The sequence below is a fragment of the Paraburkholderia aromaticivorans genome (assembly GCF_002278075.1).
GTDB classification, from domain to species: domain Bacteria; phylum Pseudomonadota; class Gammaproteobacteria; order Burkholderiales; family Burkholderiaceae; genus Paraburkholderia; species Paraburkholderia aromaticivorans.
Window position 1 is genome coordinate 1,030,543 of sequence record NZ_CP022989.1, and the last position, 19,841, is coordinate 1,050,383.

At 64.2% G+C, this 19,841-nt stretch carries 15 protein-coding genes and 1 pseudogene; 13 read left to right on the top strand and 3 right to left on the bottom strand.

Annotated elements, in window-relative coordinates:
* The first annotated feature begins 310 nt into the window (after window positions 1-310).
* The 11 genes from CJU94_RS04640 to CJU94_RS04690 all read left to right on the top strand — a co-directional run bounded on the left by CJU94_RS04640 (window position 311) and on the right by CJU94_RS04690 (window position 12,643).
* Window positions 311-1,177, top strand: a complete 867-nt coding sequence (locus CJU94_RS04640) for a sensor histidine kinase (RefSeq protein WP_095417715.1) — start codon at window positions 311-313, stop codon at window positions 1,175-1,177.
* Window positions 1,178-1,187: 10 nt separating this feature from the next.
* Entirely contained in the window at window positions 1,188-1,844 is a 657-nt protein-coding gene (gene rqpR / locus CJU94_RS04645) for a response regulator transcription factor RqpR (protein WP_095417716.1), read from the top strand.
* 290 nt (window positions 1,845-2,134) lie between these two features.
* Window positions 2,135-3,526, top strand: a complete 1,392-nt coding sequence (gene bcaP, locus CJU94_RS04650; RefSeq protein WP_095417717.1) for a branched-chain amino acid transporter BcaP — start codon at window positions 2,135-2,137, stop codon at window positions 3,524-3,526.
* Between the two features lie 466 nt (window positions 3,527-3,992).
* Window positions 3,993-4,454, top strand: a complete 462-nt coding sequence (locus tag CJU94_RS41700; RefSeq protein ID WP_244220914.1) for a hypothetical protein — start codon at window positions 3,993-3,995, stop codon at window positions 4,452-4,454.
* Window positions 4,455-4,976: 522 nt separating this feature from the next.
* Window positions 4,977-5,495, top strand: coding sequence for a (2Fe-2S)-binding protein (locus CJU94_RS04660; RefSeq protein WP_095417718.1), 519 nt, complete (start codon window positions 4,977-4,979; stop codon window positions 5,493-5,495).
* Window positions 5,496-5,505: 10 nt separating this feature from the next.
* Window positions 5,506-7,887 (top strand): xanthine dehydrogenase family protein molybdopterin-binding subunit, encoded by a 2,382-nt coding sequence (locus CJU94_RS04665; protein WP_095417719.1) that lies wholly within the window; start codon window positions 5,506-5,508, stop codon window positions 7,885-7,887.
* Window positions 7,888-7,909: 22 nt separating this feature from the next.
* Window positions 7,910-8,707 (top strand): FAD binding domain-containing protein, encoded by a 798-nt coding sequence (locus tag CJU94_RS04670; protein ID WP_095417720.1) that lies wholly within the window; start codon window positions 7,910-7,912, stop codon window positions 8,705-8,707.
* Between the two features lie 126 nt (window positions 8,708-8,833).
* Window positions 8,834-9,721 carry an AAA family ATPase gene (locus CJU94_RS04675; protein WP_095417721.1) on the top strand — a complete coding sequence of 296 codons (888 nt, stop codon included), beginning with the start codon at window positions 8,834-8,836 and terminating at the stop codon, window positions 9,719-9,721.
* 5 nt (window positions 9,722-9,726) lie between these two features.
* Window positions 9,727-11,055: a vWA domain-containing protein gene (locus CJU94_RS04680; protein WP_095417722.1), complete on the top strand. Its 1,329-nt coding sequence runs from the start codon at window positions 9,727-9,729 to the stop codon at window positions 11,053-11,055.
* A complete protein-coding gene (locus tag CJU94_RS04685) occupies window positions 11,046-11,648 on the top strand; it encodes an SRPBCC family protein (protein WP_095417723.1) in 603 nt (200 codons plus the stop codon). Before CJU94_RS04680 ends, CJU94_RS04685 begins: the two co-directional genes overlap by 10 nt.
* Window positions 11,621-12,643 carry an XdhC family protein gene (locus CJU94_RS04690; RefSeq protein WP_095417724.1) on the top strand — a complete coding sequence of 341 codons (1,023 nt, stop codon included), beginning with the start codon at window positions 11,621-11,623 and terminating at the stop codon, window positions 12,641-12,643. Before CJU94_RS04685 ends, CJU94_RS04690 begins: the two co-directional genes overlap by 28 nt.
* Window positions 12,644-12,713: 70 nt before the next feature.
* Here the strand turns inward: CJU94_RS04690 and CJU94_RS04695 are convergent, their stop codons facing one another.
* Entirely contained in the window at window positions 12,714-13,454 is a 741-nt protein-coding gene (locus tag CJU94_RS04695; protein WP_095417725.1) for a PepSY-associated TM helix domain-containing protein, read from the bottom strand.
* A 329-nt stretch (window positions 13,455-13,783) separates the two neighbouring features.
* Here CJU94_RS04695 and CJU94_RS04700 point away from each other — a divergent pair, with 329 nt between their 5' ends.
* A complete protein-coding gene (locus CJU94_RS04700; protein WP_095417726.1) occupies window positions 13,784-15,685 on the top strand; it encodes a DUF3857 domain-containing transglutaminase family protein in 1,902 nt (633 codons plus the stop codon).
* Window positions 15,686-15,736: 51 nt separating this feature from the next.
* Here CJU94_RS04700 and CJU94_RS04705 read toward each other — a convergent pair whose 3' ends face one another.
* Together CJU94_RS04705 and CJU94_RS04710 are read right to left on the bottom strand one after the other, a co-directional pair.
* Entirely contained in the window at window positions 15,737-16,765 is a 1,029-nt protein-coding gene (locus tag CJU94_RS04705; RefSeq protein ID WP_095417727.1) for a serine/threonine protein kinase, read from the bottom strand.
* A gap of 104 nt (window positions 16,766-16,869) precedes the next feature.
* Window positions 16,870-17,082 carry a hypothetical protein gene (locus tag CJU94_RS04710; protein ID WP_007179664.1) on the bottom strand — a complete coding sequence of 71 codons (213 nt, stop codon included), beginning with the start codon at window positions 17,080-17,082 and terminating at the stop codon, window positions 16,870-16,872.
* Between the two features lie 405 nt (window positions 17,083-17,487).
* Between CJU94_RS04710 and CJU94_RS04715 the strand changes: the two are divergent.
* Window positions 17,488-19,777: pseudogene (locus CJU94_RS04715) on the top strand (efflux RND transporter permease subunit).
* Window positions 19,778-19,841 lie beyond the last annotated feature (64 nt).

The window sequence follows — 19,841 nt, forward strand, 5'->3', positions numbered from 1 at the left end:
ACAAAAATGGCGTTGCAAATCATCAACCATTGCGTGAAATAAGGCCGCTAACCCTTGGTGCGCCTGCATTTTTTCTTTTTATGAGATATCATCGCGACGCATCATCAGTCGAATTGACACGTCTGTCGTGGTGTCGCCACGATGTTACTGAATGTAAATTTCGTTACGTCGCACTGTTAGCGATCAGCCTGTTGCGCCTAAGCGCGACGTCTTGCACCTGGAGGCCTGAGACCCGTATGCGTTCTTTCGTCTTCGCGCCGCCGATGCGCACCTGCTCCGCCGTCCGCACGGCTTTCTGAGAACGAAGGTCATGGATACGTCGACTGTCGTCCCGTTCGCCGCCCATCTTCCCGCGTCATTGGAACGTGAGGGACTCGATGCGTCCGCCGCGCCGTCCACGTCGACCGAACAGGAAGTCGCACGGTTGCGCGCCCGGGTGCGTGAACTCTCGGCCGAGCTCGTTCAGGCGCAGGAAACCGCTTGCCGCCATGTGGCGCGTGAACTGCACGACGGCGTTGGGGCCGAGCTGACGGCGACGCGTTTCGCGCTCGCCGGCGTCGAAACGTGGCTGCCCGCCGATGCGCCGCCGCAGTGTGCCGCCGCGCTCGCCGTGGCGAACCGCTCGCTCGACGCCGTGTGCGAAGCCAGCCGCCAGGCTGTCGCGGAACTGCATGCGCCGTCGCTCGAGGCCGGCATTGTCGGCGCATTGGCGCACTGGACCGGCGACTTCGCCGCGCGCACGCAACTTCGCACGAGTTTCGTCTGCGCCGCCGACCTGCGCCTCACCCGTCTGCCCGCCGATGCCGCGCTGGCGGTATTCCGCGTCGCGCAGGAAGCGCTGAACAATATTGCCAAGCACGCGCGCGCCGAATCCGCCGACGTGCGGATCGAAACCAGCCGCCGTCACCTCACGCTGATCATCGTCGACGACGGTATCGGCGTCACGCGCAACGCCCGCACCCGCCGCGGCCATTTTGGCCTGAGCGGCATGCAGGCGCGCTGCGCGGCCTTCGACGGCACGCTGCGCGTGAGCGCCCGCCGCACCGGTGCGGAGCACGGCCACACTGGCTACGGCTGCGGCACACCGTCGCGCGGCACCCTCGTTCGTGCGCGCTTCGCCTGGGACGCCATGCTGGCGCAGGCGCCGCGCGCCCAACGGCACGCGCTGCAATCGTGAGCACGCTGTCATGAGCTTGCGCATTCTGCTCGTCGACGACCACGCGGTGGTTCGCCAGGGCGTCCGCCAGCTGCTGCTCGATCGCGGCGTGGCGCGCGAAGTGACCGAAGCGCAGAACGGCGCCGAAGCGCTCGACGCGGTTGCCCGGTTCACCTACGACATCGTGCTGCTCGACATTTCGCTGCCTGACATGAACGGCGTCGAAGTGCTCAAACGCATGAAGCGCAAGGCGCCGCGCGTGGCCGTGCTGATGTTCTCCATGTATCGCGAGGACCAGTACGCCGTGCGCGCGTTGAAAGCGGGCGCCGCCGGCTACCTGTCGAAAACCGTCGACGCAGCGCAGATGATCGGCGCGATCCAGCAGGTCGCGGCAGGCCGCAAATACGTGAGCCCGGCGATGGCCGAGGCGCTCGCCGATTACGTGTCCTTCGACGGCGAGCAGTTGCCGCACGAAAAGCTCTCCGACCGCGAATATCAGACCCTGTGCATGCTCGCGTCGGGCAAGCGGCTGACGGATATCGCCGTGACGCTCTCGCTCTCGGTGAAGACGGTCAGCGTGTATCGCACCCGGCTGCTCGAGAAGATGAAGCTGCGCAATAACGCCGAACTGACCTTCTATGTGATGAGCAACCGGCTCATCGATCTCAATCCCGCAATGGCGGGTTGACGGCACCTCGCCCCCGGCGCTGCGCGCTGAATAGCGCGCACGCCGACACGGCGAGGTTGCAAGAGAGCGATTCCCTCCTGGTCGACCGCGCATCGCGCGAAAGCTTTGCGGCCTTCGCCGCGCAACCGGGGAACGTCCCGCTCCAGTGACGCCTGGCAGGAAATTTCAGCCCCGCGCCTAGGCCCCGGAAATGCACTCGCCGCCATGGCGCGGAGTGCGTATCCGTTAAAATCGAGGGTTTCCCCGACATTCGGCGCGCAACACGCGTGCACTACTGGAGACCCCCGCCAATGTCCCTGTTTCGCAAGAAGAGCGTCGAGCACATGATCGCCGCAAGTGCTCAGAACGCCGGCTTGAAGAAAGCGCTCGGCGCGCTCGATCTGACCTTTCTCGGCGTCGGCGCCATTATCGGCACCGGCATTTTCGTGCTGACCGGCACGGGCGCCGTGCAGGCCGGCCCGGCGCTGATGATCTCGTTCCTGATCGCGGCGATTGCCTGCGGCTTCGCCGCGCTCGCCTACGCCGAATTCGCCTCGACGATTCCGGTGGCGGGATCGATCTACACGTACTCGTATGCGACGCTCGGCGAACTGGCTGCGTGGATCATCGGCTGGGACTTGATGCTCGAATACGGGCTTGCCACCTCCGCAGTGTCGGTGGGCTGGTCGGGCTATCTGCAATCCTTGCTGTCGGGCTTCGGCGTGTCGTTGCCGGTTGCGCTGACAGCGGCGCCGGGTGCGTTGCCCGGCCACGATACGCTCTTCAATCTGCCTGCGTTCCTCGTGATGATGGCGATCACGGCGCTGTTGTCGGTTGGCGTGCGCGAGTCCGCGCGGATCAACAACGTCATGGTGGCGATCAAGGTGATCGTGGTGTTGCTGGTGATCGGCGTGGGTGTATTTCATGTGACGCCGGCCAACTGGCATCCGTTCATGCCGAACGGCTGGAACGGCGTGTTCGGCGCGGCGGCGGTGATGTTCTTCGCGTTCATCGGTTTCGACTCGGTGTCGTCCGCGGCGGAAGAGGTGAAGGATCCGAAGCGCGATCTGCCGATCGGGATCATTGCGTCGCTGGGCGTTTGCGCGGTGTTGTACGTGGCGGTGGCGGCGGTCGTCACCGGCATCGTGCCGTCGGCGCAGTTTGCGAACATTTCGCACCCGGTGTCGTATGCGTTGCAGGTTGCAGGACAAAAGTGGGTCGCGGGTTTTATCGATCTCGGCGCCGTGCTGGGTATGTTGACAGTGATTCTGGTGATGGCTTACGGCCAGACTCGAGTGATCTTCGCCATGTCGCGCGATGGGTTGTTGCCTGAGCGGCTTTCGCGCGTGCATCCGCGGTTTGCCACGCCGTTTTTTACTACGTGGCTCGTGGGGATCGTCTTCGGGTTGATCGGGGCGCTGGTGCCGTTGAATGTGCTGGCAGAGTTGATCAATATCGGCACGTTGGCCGCGTTTTCGATGGTGTCGATTGCGGTTCTCGTTTTGCGGAAAACGCATCCTGAGTTGCCGCGGGCGTTTCGGTGTCCTGGGGTGCCGGTTGTGCCGGTGCTGGCGGTCGCTTCCTGTCTGTTCTTGATGGTTAATCTGCAGGCTGTTACGTGGGTGGCGTTTGTTGTCTGGTTGCTCGTGGGGATGGTTATTTATTTTGGGTATTCACGCAGGCATTCCAAGTTGAGTAAGTGATTTTTTGGGGGGCCTGCTCGGCGGTTTGCGGGTGGTTTTTTTGTGGTGTTGGCCTTTCCTTGATTTCCTGGTGGTTTATTAGCGTTGCCCCTGTGCGGGGCAATGCTCTCAACTTAAGCCCCAAAGAGCTTGTAAACGAGGCATTGCCCCTGTAAACTTCATCGCGTAACTCACTGATTAATCAACGATATGAACTCAAATACCAGCGTCCTCGCGGCTTCTGGCTGAGTTCTCCGAATTCCTGTTCGATCCGGCGCTCGCCGATCGCGTGCGTCGTTCTCCCACCGCCTTTACCCGCAATCGCACACTGACCTTGCCGCGCATGGCCGCGCTGATGATGTCCGGCATGTCCGGCATGTGCGCCAGCGTGCAGGCCTAACTTGACGCGCTATTCGGCGCACTGGAAAGCAGCAGCGGGCGCACCCGCGCTGTCAGCGCACAGGCCTTCAGCAAGGCGTGACGGGGAGTGTCTGCCGAACTGTTCGAGCTGGCCCGCGCCCGCCTGATTTCGCTGGCCCAACCCCATATCGATTCGATGCGCTGGCACGGCCTGAGGCTGGTCGCCGCTGACGGCAGCCGCCTGCGTGTGGGCACGCGTCGCGGCCATGAGCTGCGCGCCGATCACTACGCATTTGCGCTGTCCCTGCCGGGCCCCGAACTGACCCTGCACGCTACACTTCATCCCGCCGACGGCGGCGAGCGGCAGATGCTGTTCGAAGCCCTCGATGTACTGCAACCGCATACCGACCTGCCGCTGCTCGATCGCGAGCTATATCGGCAACGCGATGGTGGCGGCGCTCGCACAGCGCGAAATCCCGTTCTGCATGCGCGTCGATGCACCGTCTGCGGCTGGAAGCCGTCACAGGCCTCGATTATCTGGCGTTACAGCAGGACTTCGGCGCAAAAATCCTCGCCAACAACCTGTTGACCCTGCTCAGCGATCTCGATGCGCCGCACGACGACAGACATGCCAGCCGTCCTAATCGGGTGTATGCACTGGGCGCACTCAAGCCCATCCTCGGCGCGTGTCTTCTGCGCATCCAGCGCTGTCTGGACGGCCTCGTCGGTGTGCTGGAAGTGATCCACCAGACCCGATGCCGGATACAGCCCTCACGCTCCTATCCAAGAGCACCCAGAAAAGCCAAGCCCCACTTCCATCTCGCGTACAAACTCGCTTGATGCAGCGGGGCTTAAGTTGAGAGCATTGCCCCGCACAGGGGCAACGCTAATAGACCACGAAGAAAGCAAGGAAAGACCAACACCCAAAGAGAACCCAGCCCAAACCCGCCGAGCAGGCAAAAAACCCCTCATAGCGCCCCAGCCCAATTTGTGCTTTACTTTTCGGCAGCCCCATAAAAAACCGCAGCACCCTCATCGGACCCACGAACAGGCAGCTGAAGGCGAACAACAAAACGGAAGGTCCGGTCTCACCCCATAAGGAGACAACTTCATGGCGATCAGCATCAGTCTGACGGTGAACGGCGCGCCCATCAGCGCCTCAATCGACCCTGGCACCCTGCTAGTCCAGTTCCTTCGCGATCAACTCCGCCTCACCGGCACGCACGTCGGCTGCGATACGGCCCAGTGCGGCGCATGCACCGTCCATCTGAACGGACGCGCGGTCAAAGCCTGCAACATCCTCGCCGTGCAGGCCGAAGGCGCGGACATCACCACCATCGAAGGGCTCGCCAAAGACGGCGTGCTGCACCCCATGCAGGCAGCCTTCAAACACTGCCATGGCCTGCAATGCGGCTTCTGCACGCCCGGCATGGTGATGAGCGCGGTCTCGCTCGTACAGCGCCAGCCGGATCTCACCGGCGACGACGTCCGAGCCCAGCTCGACGGCAATCTGTGCCGCTGTACGGGTTATCACAACATCGTCAAAGCCGTGCTCGAAGGCGCCGCAGGCATGAAGTCCGCCGGCACGGCCGCCGCCGCCGCGAATGCCAACGCACCGGCCACCGCCTGAGGAGTCGACGATGAACGCACCCGACACCCATCTGATCGGCACTTCCGTCGAACGTAAGGAAGACTATCGGTTCCTGACCGGCAACGGTCAGTACACCGACGACATCGTCCTGCCCCAGCAAACCTACGCCGTATTCCTGCGCTCGCCCTATGCGCACGCGAAGATCAACAGCATCGACACCGCCGCGGCCAAAGCGTCGCCCGGTGTGGTGGCGGTCTTCACCGGCGCGGACATGGCGGCCGACAACGTCGGCGGCCTGCCGTGCGGCTGGCTGATTCACAGCACCGACGGCAAGCCGATGAACGAGCCGCCGCATCCGATCATCGCGCATACGAAAGTGCGTCACGTCGGCGACCAGGTCGCGCTCGTGATCGCCGATTCGATCAAGGCCGCCAAAGACGCCGCCGAATTGATCGAAGTCGACTACGACGTGCTGCCGGCCGTGGTCGACACCGCCCATGCCGCAGACGCGGGCCAGCCCGCCGTGCACGACGAAGTGCCGGACAACGTCTGCTACAACTGGGGTCACGGCGACAAAGCCGCGACCGACGCCGCCTTCGCCAAAGCCGCGCACGTCACCACGCTCGACATCGTCAACAACCGGCTGATTCCGAACGCGATCGAACCGCGCGCGGTCAACGCGAGCTATTCAGGCCAGGACGACAGCTATACGCTCTACGTGGCGAATCAGAATCCGCACGTGGAGCGCCTGCTGATGGCCGCATTCGTGCTGTCGCTGCCGGAATCGAAACTGCGCGTGATCGCGCCGGACGTGGGCGGCGGCTTCGGTTCAAAGATCTTCCTGTATGCCGAAGACGTCGCGCTGACCTGGGCATCGAAGAAGATCCGCCGTCCGGTCAAGTGGACGGCCGAGCGCTCCGAAGCCTTCGTCTCCGACGCGCACGGCCGCGATCACGTAACCAAAGCCGAACTGGCGCTGGACGCGGACGGCAAATTCCTCGGCATGCGCATTCATACGACCGCCAACATGGGCGCGTATCTGTCCACGTTCGCCTCGAGCGTGCCGACCATTCTGTATGCCACCCTGCTCGCCGGCCAGTACGCCACGCCCGCGATCTATGCGGAAGTGAAAGCGGTCTTCACCAACACCGTTCCCGTCGATGCCTATCGCGGCGCGGGCCGCCCCGAAGCGACGTATGTGGTGGAACGCCTCGTCGAAACCGCCGCGCGCGAAATGAAGCTCGATCCGGCCGAGATTCGCCGCCGCAATTTCATCCGCGAGTTTCCGTACGCGACGCCCGTCGGCCTGACCTACGACACCGGCGACTACGAGACCATCCTCGCCCGCTCGCTCGAACTCGCGGACGTGAAAGGCTTTGAAGCGCGCAGACAGGAATCCGAAAAGAACGGCAAACTGCGTGGCCTCGGCTATTCCTGCTATATCGAAGCCTGCGGTCTCGCACCGTCGAATATCGCGGGCGCGCTGGGTGCGCGGGCCGGCCTGTTCGAAGTCGGCCAGATTCGCGTGCATCCCACCGGTTCGGTCACGGTGTTCACGGGTTCGCACAGTCACGGCCAGGGACACGAGACGACCTTTGCGCAAGTGGTGGCCGACCGGCTCGGCATTGCGCTGGAAAGCGTCGAAATCGTCCATGGCGACACCGGCCGCATTCCGTTCGGCATGGGCACGTATGGCTCGCGCTCGATCGCGGTCGGCGGCTCGGCGATCATGAAGGCGCTCGACAAGATCGAAACCAAGGCGAAGAAGATCGCCGCCCACCTGCTCGAAGCCGCGGCGGAAGACATCGAGTTCAAGGACGGCGTATTCCGCGTCGCGGGTACTGATCGCACCAAGGCGTTTGCGGAGATCTCGCTCGCCGCGTACGTGCCGCACAACTATCCGCTCGACATGCTCGAACCGGGCCTCGAAGAAAGCGCGTTCTACGATCCGACCAACTTCACGTATCCCTCCGGCGCGTACATCTGCGAAATCGAAGTCGATCCGGAAACGGGCGTGTGCCGCATCCAGCAGTTCACCGCAGTGGACGATTTCGGCAACGTCATCAATCCGATGATCGTCGAAGGCCAGGTGCATGGCGGGCTCGCGCAGGGCATCGGCCAGGCGATGCTGGAGCGCTGCGTGTACGACAACGAGAGCGGCCAGTTGCTGTCCGGCTCGTACATGGACTACGCGATGCCGCATGCGTCCGATCTGCCGAACTTCACCGTCGAAACCGTCAAGGGCACGCCGTGCACGCACAATCCGCTAGGCGTGAAAGGCTGCGGCGAAGCGGGCGCGATCGGCTCGCCGCCGGCGGTGATCAACGCGATCCTCGACGCGCTCGCGCCGCTCGGCGTGACCGACCTGCAAATGCCGGCAACGCCGCATCGCGTGTGGTCCGCGATTCACGCGGCCAGGCAACCCCATTGAGATCCTGAGCGGAGCATTCGACATGTATTCATTCGAGTATCAACGCGCGACGGATCCCAAAGCGGCCGCCGCCCTCCTCACCGCCGACAGCGACGCGAAGTTTCTGGCCGGCGGCCAAAGCCTCTTGCCCACCATGCGGCTGCGTCTCGCGCAGCCGTCGCAGCTGATCGACGTGACGCGCATTCCCGCGCTCAAGTCGATCACCGTCGACGGGAAAACGGTGACGATCGGCGCCGCCGTGTGTCATGCCGACGTGGCGGATCATGCGGAACTGCGGCGCGTATCGCCGGCGCTCGCGGATCTCGCCGCGCATATCGGCGATCGCCAGGTGCGCGCGCTCGGCACGATCGGCGGGTCGCTCGCCAACAACGACCCAGCCGCCTGCTATCCCGCCGCGGCCATGGCGTTGGACGCGACCATCGTCACGGACCGGCGGCGCATTGCGTCGAGCGATTTCTTCGTCGGCATGTATGAGACGGCGTTGGCGCCCGACGAGCTGATCGTCGCGGTGGAGTTTCCCGTCCCCGAGCGCGCGGCGTACGAGAAATTCCGCAATCCGGCTTCGCACTTCGCGTTGGTCGGCGTGTTCGTCGCGAAGTTCGCGAGCGGGGTGCGCGTCGCGGTGACGGGCGCGGCGTCTTCGGTGTTTCGTGTGCCGGAACTGGAAAGCGCGCTGTCGGCGAACTTCACGCCCGAGGCCGCACGCGCGGTGAGCGTGTCGGCCGCCGACCTGAACACCGACATGCACGCGAGCGCCGAATATCGCGCGCATCTGATTCCGGTGCTGGCCGCGCGCGCGGTGACGAAGGCGAACGCTTAGCTTTTGGTCGCGGTTCGCGGCTGATACGGCCTGTGCTCGCACGGGTGCGTCAGCCGCATTCGCTCACGTGGGCCAATGGCGCTTCGCTTCGTTGGCCTCGCTTCATTGCGCAGATTCAGGAACGCCATGCAGCCCGCTTCAATCGACGACACCCTCGCCCAACTCGCCGCCCAGCGCTATTTCGCCAGCCGCGAGCTGGCGACCGCGCTCTATCTCGCGCTGCGTATGGACCGGCCGCTGTTCGTCGAAGGCGAGCCTGGTGTCGGCAAGACCGAATTGGCCAAGGCCGCGGCGGGCATGCTCGGCACCTCGATGTTGCGGCTGCAATGCTACGAAGGTCTCGACACGGCGAGCGCGCTCTATGAATGGGACTATCCACGCCAGATCATGGCGCTGCGTCTTGCCGAGGCCGCCGGCGAGCGTCCCGACAACGACACCTTGTACCGCGGCGAGTTTTTGTTGAAGCGTCCGTTGCTGCAAGCGCTGATGCCGGACGAACATCATCCGGGCGCACGGCGCGTGTTGCTGATCGACGAGATCGACCGCGCCGACGAGCCATTCGAAGCCTTTCTGCTGGAACTGCTTTCGGACTTTCAGGTATCGATTCCCGAATACGGCACAGTTCGCGCTGAACAGCCGCCGCTCGTCGTGATGACCTCGAACCGCACGCGCGAAGTGCACGACGCCTTGAAACGCCGTTGCCTGTACCAATGGATCGGTTATCCAGAACGCGACCGCGAGTTGGAAATCGTTGCGGCTCGCGCGCCGCAAACGTCGGCGGAATTGCAACGGCGTGCGGTGGATTTCGTTCATCAACTGCGCGGCATGGATCTCTTCAAGGCGCCCGGCATTGCCGAAACGATCGACTGGTGCCGCGCGTTGGAGGCCTTGTCGGTGACGGAGCTCGATCCGCAATCCGTGCATAACACGCTCGGCGTGCTGCTCAAGTATCAGGACGATCTGGCGCGCGTCGATGCCGCGCAGATCGCGCAGTGTCTCGCCGCACCCGGATAGCCAGCATGACGAACTCCATGCACGCCGGCAACGACGACGCCTCAGGCCAACGCATAGGGTTGCCTGGCAAACAGGCGACGCCGGGCGCGTCTGGCGGTCCATCCTCACCGCCCGGCGACACACCCACGCTCGCCCGTAACGTGGTCCATTTTGTACGGCTGCTGCGTGGCGCCGGCTTGCCGATGTCGCCCGCGCAAGCGGTCGATGCGCTTGCCGCGCTGCATTGGATCGATCTGGGCCGGCGCGACGACGTGCGCGCGGCGCTCGCCGCCTCGCTGGTCTCCGCGCCCGACGAGCGCGATCTGTTCAACGCGGCGTTCGAGCTGTTCTGGCGCGATCCCGACTGGGAAGGCAAGCTGCGCGCGTTGCTTCTCCCGAAGGTTCGCGACGGCCTGCCGCCGCCGAAACGCAACAACCGTCTCGCCGACGCGCTGGCCGTGCGCGCGCCGCCGTCGCCGCACAGCCGGCCGCCGCAGGAAACCGAACAGCACGAACTGCGTGCGCATGCCACCTTCAGCGCGGAAGAGCGCCTGCGTCATCGCGATTTCGACACGCTTTCCGCCGACGAATGGCGCACCTTGCGGCATCTGATTCGTGGCCAGCGTCTGCCGCTCGCGACCGAGCCGACGCGCCGCCTGAAAGCCGCGTCGCACGGCACGCATGCGGACTTGCGCGCGAGCGCCCGCCACGTGGTACGCGCGGGCGGCGACTGGACAGTCTGGAAGTATCGCGCGGCGGTCGAACGCAAACCGCCGCTCGTATTGCTGCTCGATATCTCCGGCTCGATGAGCAGCTATTCGCGCGCGGTGCTGTATTTCTGCCACGCGCTCCTGCAGTCGCGCGAACGCTTGCAGGTGTTTCTGTTCGGCACGCGCCTCACCAACGCCACCCGCGCGCTGCGCGAGCGCGATCCCGATGTGGCGATTGCGACGCTCACCGAGCAGGTGGTGGACTGGTCCGGCGGCACGCGGATCGGCGCGGCGCTCGCCGAATTCAACCGCCGATGGGCACGGCGCGTGCTCACCGGACGTGCGACGGTGCTGCTCGTCACCGACGGTCTCGATCACGAGGCGATCGATGTGCTCGACACCGAAATGGCCCGCCTGCACCGCTTCGCGCACCGTATCGTGTGGCTCAATCCGCTGCTGCGTTTCAGCGGTTTTTCTCCGAAGGCGCGGGGCGTGCAGGCGATCCTGCCGCATGTCGACGCGCATCGCCCGGTTCATAATCTAGACAGCCTGACGGCGTTCGGCCGCGACCTCGCGCAACTCACGCGCGCGCCTCGCCGCAGCGCCGGCGTCAGGGCTGCCGCAGGAGCGACACCATGGAATTGACTGAAACCCATACGTTACCCGTTTCGCAGCAACGCGCGTGGGAGGCGCTGAACGACACGGAGATTCTGCGCGGCTGCATTCCCGGCTGCGAAAGCATCGACCCGGACGGTGAAAACGCCTATCTGGTGGCGTTGAGCGCCGCGGTCGGCCCGGTCAAGGCGCGTTTCAAGGGACGCATGCAACTCACCGATATCGAGGCGCCCACCTCGTACAGCATCGTGTTCGAAGGCCAGGGCGGCGCAGCGGGTTTCGCCAAGGGCAATGCGCACGTTTCGCTGCAAGCCGACGGCGACACCGCCACGAAGCTCACCTACACGGCGAACGCGCAGGTCGGCGGCAAACTCGCGCAAATCGGCTCGCGGCTGGTCGACGGCGCGGCGCGTAAAATCGCAGGCGAGTTCTTCAAGCGCTTCGGCGCCCGGCTAGGCGCCGGCGACGAGGGTGACGGCACGGCGGCGCCGAAAGGCGGCGAAAATGCAGCCGAGCAGACGGCGCCGGACAATACAGCATCGAATGAGGCCGCGGACGGCGAGTCCGGCGGCGACGCAACGAAAAGGAAGAAATCATGGACAGCGTGGATCTCGAAGTCCTGAAGTCCAGCGCACGCTGGCTGGAAGAAGGGCATCGCGCGCTACTGGTAACGGTGGTGAAGACATGGGGTTCGTCGCCGCGTCCCGAGGGCGCGATGCTCGCGGTGCGCGACGATGGGCTCGTGGTGGGCTCGGTGTCGGGCGGCTGCATTGAAGACGATCTGATCGACCGCGTGCGGCAGCACGGTATCGAGCAGGCGCGGCCCGAAGCGGTCAAGTACGGCATCACCGCGGAGGAAGCGCATCGCTTCGGCCTGCCGTGCGGCGGCACGATCCAGTTGGTGCTCGAGCCATTGACGTCGCAAAGCGGCATTGCCGAACTGTGCCACGCGGTGGAGAACGGCCGGCTCGTGGCCCGCGAAGTGAATATGGCAACCGGCGCGGTGCGGTTGGAAGACGCGCAGGCAACAGACGGCGTGCATTTCGACGGCGAGCGTCTGCTGACGATTCACGGCCCGCGTTACCGCATGCTGGTGATCGGCGCGGGGCAACTGTCGCGCTATCTGTGCCATATCGCGGTCGGGCTCGATTATCAGGTCACGGTGTGCGATCCGCGTGAGGAATACACCGAGGAGTGGAACATTCCCGGCACGAAGATCGTGCGAACCATGCCCGACGACACGGTGATCGAGATGAAGCTCGACGAGCGCTGCGCGGTGATCGCGCTCACGCACGACCCGAAACTCGACGATCTCGCGCTGATGGAAGCCTTGAAGACGCCGGCGTTTTACGTCGGCGCATTGGGTTCGCGCAGGAACAATCAGGCGCGGCGCGAACGCCTCAAGGAGTTCGATCTGAGCGATACCGAGTTGGCCCGCTTGCATGGACCGGTTGGGATTTACATCGGCAGCAGAACGCCACCCGAGATCGCGGTTTCGATTCTTGCCGAGGTAACGGCGGCCAAGAACGGTGTGTCCCTGCCAACCTTGCTGCAGGTCGAAGGCGCGAAGGCGGCGCGGGAAATTGCTGCTTCCGGCGGCGCGCCTTGTAGCGTCTAACGGGGAAGTTTGTCTGCGCGCGCGGCGCTGCTGCCCGGCCGCCGCCGCGCAGCGCGACGCAGCACCCCGCTTACATCAAGCCGCAAACCACCGCGGCGATCACCGACCCGCCCACCAGCACGACGCCGACCACGCGGCGTTTATTCAACTCGGTCCACAGCAGGACACCGGTCAGCGAAAGCAGAATCATGCTGCCGGCAATCGTATCGATCAGCAATACCCAACCGACGCTCAGTCCGACGCCTTTGTGCAGGTTGTTCATCGTCGAGAGAAACGAGTTCTGCGTGCGTTTCACCGCGACGAAGCCATTGCCTACCCAGTATTCGGCCTGCACGCTCTGCGACGGTCCCATGATGCCGACCTGCCAGAATTCCGGCTGCATCGTGCTGCGATCACCCCACGCCACCGGATGCGCCGGCTCGCGCTTCATCCGGCCCGGTTTGCCGTCGATCTTCAGCTCGGTTTTGAGCCACTTCGCCATGTCCGTCGGCGAACGCAGCGGTTTTTGCGGCACGGGAATCTGCATTTCCTCGACCTGCGGCTCGCCCGACGATACCTTCAAGGGGCCGCCCCGGTGGTTCAGCAGGAAGCCGGTCGCGCCGAACAGCAAACCCAGCACCGCGCCCCACAGCCCGACCCAGCCATGCACCTTGCGCAGCCACTTGATGAAATTCGCTCGCCGCGAACGCTGGCGCCGCGCCGCCTGCTCCGCGTCGTCCATCAGATGATGTCCGCGTTCCGGCGTATGGACGGTGTACTGCGTGCCGCGACCAGCGGCGGGTTGCATATCGATCGAGTCAGGCGCATTCAAATCGGGGCTCCAGGCGCAGCAAGATGATCCGTCGCGGGGCACGCGGCGATACAGCGCACGTTCACCTGACAGCGGTCAAAGAGATATCGGGAAGGGAGTGCCGGACGACCCGGCTTGCGGTCCAGGCGGTCCGGCTGAGAGGCTGGCTGGCGGTCACAGAGGAGAGATGTGACGGAAAGCTGGCGGCGCCTTTCAATTGAGAATGGATATCATTACACAAACAGGCCATTTGCTCAATCACAACGCGCGGCATCCGCTTGACATTAGCGCGGCGCAAACCGACTCTAACTGGCGACTCCGTCAACGTCACGCCCGGACACCTCCCTGCCATGCGCCTTTTTTCCGTGGTCTGTCTTGCCTCTTTCGGCTGGCTTGCCGGCATCCACGGCGCGCACGCGAGCGTCGCGGCGAGACTGGACGATCCGTACACCAACGAAGGCGAGACGCAGACCTTCACCGTCAATGCCGATGGCTCCTACTCGAAGCTCGATTCGATGACGCTGCACGTGAACAACGAAGCGGGCGTCGCGCGAGTGGCGCAGCAATACGTCTGGTTCAACCGCAACATGGCGGACGTGCAGGTTCTCGAGGCGTACACGACCACCGCCGACGGCGTGCGCCACGACGTGCAGCCCGAGCAGATTCGCGACGTGCAGGAAGCCCGCTCGTTCGACGCGCCGATGTTTCAGGACATTCAGGAAAAAGTGATCGTGTTTCCCGCCGTGGAGCCAGGCGCGCGCGTGCATCTCACCTATCGCAAGACACAGAAGCAGCCGATCGTGCCGGGTGAATTCAGCGACTTCACGCCGCCCGATCTCGCACCGACGCACAACTTCCGCCTGATCTACGATCTGCCCGCCGGCAAGCCGCTTTATGCCGACGCGCGCGGTTTCACCGTCGTACAACCCGTGACGCGCGACGGCCGCACGCGCTATGAATATCGCTACGACAAGGCCCATTTCAGCCGCCTGGAACGTGGCTCGGTGGCCTATGTATCGTATGGCGACCGGCTGATGGTCTCGACCTTCCCCGACTATGCCGCGTTCGCCGCAACCTACCGGGAATCCGCCGCGGACCCGAGCGCGCGAGACGCCGCCCTCACCCGCCTCGCGCAACAGCTCACCGTGCACGACCGCACGCCGCGCGACAAGGCCAAGACGCTGTACGACTGGGTGCGCCGCAACGTGCGCTACGTGGCGATCAACGTCGGACGCGGCGCGGTGGTGCCGCACAGCGCGAGCGCGGTCCTCGCGAACCGTTACGGCGACTGCAAGGACCATGTCGCGCTCTACGGCGCGTTGCTCGACGCGGCCGGCGTGCGCAACGAGCCGGCGCTGATCAGCAGCGGCACGATCTACTCGCTGCCGAGCGTGCCGGGTTACGGCGTCATCAATCACATCATCACGTGGTTGCCGGATTTGCAGCAGTACGCGGACTCGACCGCCGCGAATGTCGAATTCGGCTTCTTGCCGTCGTCCGATATGAACCGGCCGACCGTGCTCGTCGGCGAGGGCGTGCTGTCGCGCACGCCCGCCACCGCGCTCATGACGCGCAGCACCGATCTGTCGATCAAGGTCGAACCGGATGGCTCGGCAAGCTTCACCTATCGGCTGGAGGCGGCCGGCGCTTCCGCCGAGCAGGCGCGCGCCATGTTGCGCACGCAGACGCCCGCGCAACGTGAGGAATCGATTCAGGCCGAATTGCGCAGCGCCAACCTGCGCGGCACCGCCACGCTTACCACGAACGACCTCACCGTTGCCGACGGCCCGCTCACCATCACGATGAAAGGCACGCTGGAAAGTCTCGTGGTGCCGGGCGCGGCGGCATCGATTCCGGCGCTGACGAGTCTCGCCGGCGGCCTCGCGGCGGATACGCGTTACTGGCTCGGCGAGCGGCAGCGCTCGCAGCCATTCGTCTGTCACAACCTGGCATTGCATGAACGCGCGCGCATCGAGTTGCCGGCCAATTTTCGCGTGCTCGATATGCCGGAAGCGAAGCGGACTCAGGACCGCTTCGTCGATTTCCAGTCGCAGTACACATTCGATCCGCTCAGCAACGTCGTCACGATGACCCGCGAGGGCGCCACGCATTTCGACAGCGACGTCTGCACGCCCGGCGACTTCGCGCAGATGCGCCCCGCGCTCGAAGCCATCGGGCGCGACGTGCGCGCGGAATTGATTGTCAGATCGACGCTGGTGGAGTCGTCGAGCGTTGCGTCGCAGGCGCCTTGAGCGCCTGCGGCGAATCGCGCATGGCGTGAACGGCGATGCGCCAGACGTCACTCAGACGGGCCAGAGCGGCCCTTCCTGCATGGCGCCGAGCTGCTCGCGCAACTCGAGGATGCGGTCTTCCCAGTAACGCTGCGTGTTGAACCACGGGAACGCCGCGGGGAATGCCGGGTCGTCCCAGCGGCGCGCGAGCCACGCCTGATAGTGAATCAGCCGCAGCGTGCGCAACGCTTCGACCAGATAAAGTTCGCGCGGCTCGAAGTCGCAGAAATCTTCATAGCCGGCGAGCAGATCCGCCAGCGCGCGCGATGCCTCGCCGCGCTCGCCCGGCAGCAGCAACCACAGATCCTGCACCGCCGGTCCCATGCGGCTGTCGTCGAAGTCGACGAAATGCGGCCCCGCGTCGGTCCACAACACATTGCTCGGATGGCAGTCGCCATGCATTCGCAACATGCGGATATCGCCGGCCCGCTCGTACGCACGCTCCACGCCTTCGAGCGCAAGATTCACCACGGTTTCCCACGCGGTGCGCACGTCGTCCGGCACGAAACGGTGGGCGAGCAGAAAGTCGCGCGGCTCATAGCCGAAGGTGTGAATGTCCAGAGTGGGACGTTCGATGTAATTCTGCGTCTGACCCACCGCATGGATGCGGCCGATGAAACGCCCGAGCCATTCCAGCGTGTCGGGCCGGTCGAGATCCGGCGCGCGGCCGCCGCGACGCTCGAAAATGGAAAAGCGGAAACCGTCGAACGTATGCAGTGTGCGGCCTTCGAAAACGCGCGCGGGCACGACCGGAATCTCGCGCGCCGCGAGGTCGGCAACGAAGGCATGTTCTTCGAGAATGGCGGCGTCGCTCCAGCGCTCGGGGCGGTAAAACTTCGCGACCACCGGCGGGCCGTCTTCCACGCCGACCTGATACACGCGATTCTCGTAGCTGTTGAGCGGCAGCATGCGCCCATCGGTGCGCACGCCGACTGTGCTTAGCACGCTGTCGAGCGCGTCGAGCACGATTTCCGGCTTGAGCCGGGCGAAAGGCACAGCGCTGTCCGCGCTGTCCAGGGGATCGAGGATGTCGTCGTTCATGCCCGCATTGTGCGCCGCGCCGCCGTCAAAGACGAGGGCGACAGCACACGGCGCGGAACAGCCCGCGGCTTACAACGCGCACACGGTCTGCACTCAAACTGCCTTCAATGCATCTGCGCGCTCGACGGCCGCACCAGCTCGCCCGTATCGATCAGGTCTTCAAGGAAAAAGGGTTCAGTGTTCAGTTGCAGCGAAGCGCCGGGCTCGCCGGCATACCACGCCACCATGGCCATGTCGCCGAGAATGCGCATGACGATCCCGCGCGCGCCTTGCGGCACGGCGATATGCACCGATCGGACAATGGAACCGATTTGCATGATGTTTCCCCGTTTCTCCCATAGCCGGCTTTATGGTTTCCATGCCGGTCAAGGTGATGATAAAAGCGTCGCTCCGTCGATAACGTTGCGTACGCACCCAATCTGCTGCGCGTGATACGCGTGAGAGGTTCGAGTCATTGTTCCCGTTTTTCGGGGCCGGGGAAAGAGCGAACAGGAGGCTCTTCACCCGTCGTTTCGCCCTATTCCCATTACGGCGCGGCGGACCGATGATTCGCAGCGTAACGCGTCGCAACGAGCCCATCATAAACCCTGCTGGGGTGAGATATCAAAAACGTGCACCAACTAGACCATTTGCCCGATCAGGCCGCCGCGGTGCGCGTCAGTTCCGCTATGCGCGCCGTGCGCGGGGCGCTCCCCGCGCGGTTTTGAGCGGCTGAGCCGACCATGTGGATCGTTCGTCTCGCGCTGCGCCGCCCCTATACGTTCGTCGTCCTGGCCCTGCTATTGCTGATCGTCGGACCGTTGACGATCCTGCGCACGCCCACCGACATCTTCCCCAATATCGACATTCCGGTGCTCTCGGTGATCTGGTCGTATAACGGCCTGCCCGCCGACGAGATGGAAAAGCGCATCGTGCTCAATTACGAGCGCGGGCTTTCGGTTGCGGTCAACGATATCAAGCACACCGAGTCGACTTCGCTGAACGGTATCGCGGTCATCAAGATCTATTTCCAGCCGCACGCGAATATCGACGAGGCGCTCGCCGAAGTCACCGCGCTGTCGCAAACGCAATTGCGCTCGCTGCCGCCGGGCATCACGCCGCCGAATATCCTGCGCTACAACGCCTCCACGGTGCCGATCCTGCGCCTCGCGCTCTCCTCCGCATCGCTCACCGAGCAGGAGCTGTTCGACTTCGGCAACAACTTTCCGAAAACGCAGCTCGCCACCGTGCCCGGCGCTTCCGCGCCCCTGCCCTACGGCGGCAAACAGCGGCAGATCATGGCCGATATCGATTCGCGCATACTGCAGGAGCGCAATCTTTCGCCGATGGACGTCGTCAACGCGGTCAGCGCGCAAAATCTGATCCTGCCCTCGGGCACCGCGAAAATCGGCTCGACGGAGTACTCGGTGGAAATGAACGCAGCCCGGATTCGCTGGCAGGCCTGAACAGTATTCCGATCAAATCCACCGCCAACGGCACCGTGTATATCCGCGACGTCGCTCATGTGCGCGACGGTTTCCAGCCGCAGACCAATATCGTGCGCGTGAACGGCCAGCGCGCGGCGCTCCTCACCATCAACAAGAGCGGCAATACATCCACGCTCGAGATCGTCGATCGCATCAAGAAGATGATGCCGACGCTGTGCAATCTCATGCCCGCTTCGCTCAATATCGACCCGGTTGCCGACCAGTCGCTGTTCGTGCGCGCTTCGGTGCAAGGCGTGCTGCGCGAGGCGCTGATCGCGGCATGCCTGACCGGTCTGATGATCCTGCTGTTCCTCGGCAACTGGCGCGCCACCCTGATCATCGCCGTGTCGATTCCGTTGTCGATGATCACGTCGATCATCGCGCTCTCCCTGCTCGGCGAAACCATCAACATCATGACGCTCGGCGGGCTCGCGCTCGCGGTCGGCATTCTGGTGGACGATGCGACGGTGGCGATCGAAAACATCAGTCATCAACTCGAACAGGGCAAGACACTCGAACAGGCGATTCTCGACGGCGCGCATCAGATCGCCATTCCGACGCTGGTGTCGACCTTGTCCATCTGCATCGTCTTCGTGCCGATGTTTCTGCTAACAGGCGTCGCGCACTATCTGTTCATTCCGCTCGCCGAGGCGGCGGTATTCGCGATGCTGGCGTCGCACTTCCTCACGAACGCTCGTGCCCACGCTCGCGAAATATCTGCTGCGATATCACCATAAACCGGCAGATCCGCATCACGCGCCCGCGCCAACGCGCGAACGGCCGCAGCAATATTCTCGGCTCGCTTGCCACCATGAAGCGCGAAGCGGGCAACGCGACACTCACGCACTACAACGCGCAAACCACCATCGATATTTTCGGCACCGCCGACGGCCGCGATCTCGGCGGCGTGTCCGACGACATCCGCAAGATCATCGACGACGTCAAAGCCGGTCTGCCCAAAAGCTCGACCGTCGAAGTGCGCGGTCAGGTGCAGACCATGAACGAATCGTTCTCGGGTCTGTTCGCCGGTCCCGTGTTCGCGATTCTGCTGGTGCATCTGCTGATCGTGGTCAACTTCCAGTCGTGGCTCGATCCGAGCATCATCATCACCGCATTGCCGGGCGCGCTCGCGGGTATTGTCTGGATGCTGTTTCTCACGCACACCACGCTGTCGATTCCCGCGCTCACGGGCGCGATCATGTGTATCGGCATCGCCACCGCCAACTCGATTCTCGTGATCAGCTTTGCACGCGAGCAGTTGCTCGAACACGGCGACGCGACGCGCGCGGCGATCGAAGCGGGCTTCACCCGCTTTCGTCCCGTGCTGATGACGGCGCTCGCGATGGTGATCGGCATGGTGCCGATGGCGATCGGACTCGGCGAGGGCGGCGAGCAGAATGCGCCGCTCGGGCGCGCGGTGATCGGCGGGCTGACGATCGGCACGCTGGCGACGCTCATCTTCGTGCCGGTGGTGTTTTCGATGATCTACCGGCGACTCGCGGCACGCCGCCTGCGCGCAGCCGAACACGTGGTGCAGAAGCCATGACGTACGGCGCCGCCGCGAGCGTGTCAGCAACCACAGCAGGCAGCACGAGAGGCAGCATGGACTG

What these genes read in the sequence shown, in the direction of transcription:
- CJU94_RS04640 (WP_095417715.1), top strand. Translation starts at nt 311, where the DNA reads ATGGATACGTCGACTGTCGTCCCGTTCGCCGCCCATCTTCCCGCGTCA.
- rqpR (WP_095417716.1), top strand. Translation starts at nt 1,188, where the DNA reads ATGAGCTTGCGCATTCTGCTCGTCGACGACCACGCGGTGGTTCGCCAG.
- bcaP (WP_095417717.1), top strand. Translation starts at nt 2,135, where the DNA reads ATGTCCCTGTTTCGCAAGAAGAGCGTCGAGCACATGATCGCCGCAAGT.
- CJU94_RS04660 (WP_095417718.1), top strand. Translation starts at nt 4,977, where the DNA reads ATGGCGATCAGCATCAGTCTGACGGTGAACGGCGCGCCCATCAGCGCC.
- CJU94_RS04665 (WP_095417719.1), top strand. Translation starts at nt 5,506, where the DNA reads ATGAACGCACCCGACACCCATCTGATCGGCACTTCCGTCGAACGTAAG.
- CJU94_RS04670 (WP_095417720.1), top strand. Translation starts at nt 7,910, where the DNA reads ATGTATTCATTCGAGTATCAACGCGCGACGGATCCCAAAGCGGCCGCC.
- CJU94_RS04675 (WP_095417721.1), top strand. Translation starts at nt 8,834, where the DNA reads ATGCAGCCCGCTTCAATCGACGACACCCTCGCCCAACTCGCCGCCCAG.
- CJU94_RS04680 (WP_095417722.1), top strand. Translation starts at nt 9,727, where the DNA reads ATGACGAACTCCATGCACGCCGGCAACGACGACGCCTCAGGCCAACGC.
- CJU94_RS04685 (WP_095417723.1), top strand. Translation starts at nt 11,046, where the DNA reads ATGGAATTGACTGAAACCCATACGTTACCCGTTTCGCAGCAACGCGCG.
- CJU94_RS04690 (WP_095417724.1), top strand. Translation starts at nt 11,621, where the DNA reads ATGGACAGCGTGGATCTCGAAGTCCTGAAGTCCAGCGCACGCTGGCTG.
- CJU94_RS04700 (WP_095417726.1), top strand. Translation starts at nt 13,784, where the DNA reads ATGCGCCTTTTTTCCGTGGTCTGTCTTGCCTCTTTCGGCTGGCTTGCC.
- CJU94_RS04705 (WP_095417727.1), bottom strand. Translation starts at nt 16,765, where the DNA reads ATGAACGACGACATCCTCGATCCCCTGGACAGCGCGGACAGCGCTGTG.
- CJU94_RS04710 (WP_007179664.1), bottom strand. Translation starts at nt 17,082, where the DNA reads ATGCAAATCGGTTCCATTGTCCGATCGGTGCATATCGCCGTGCCGCAA.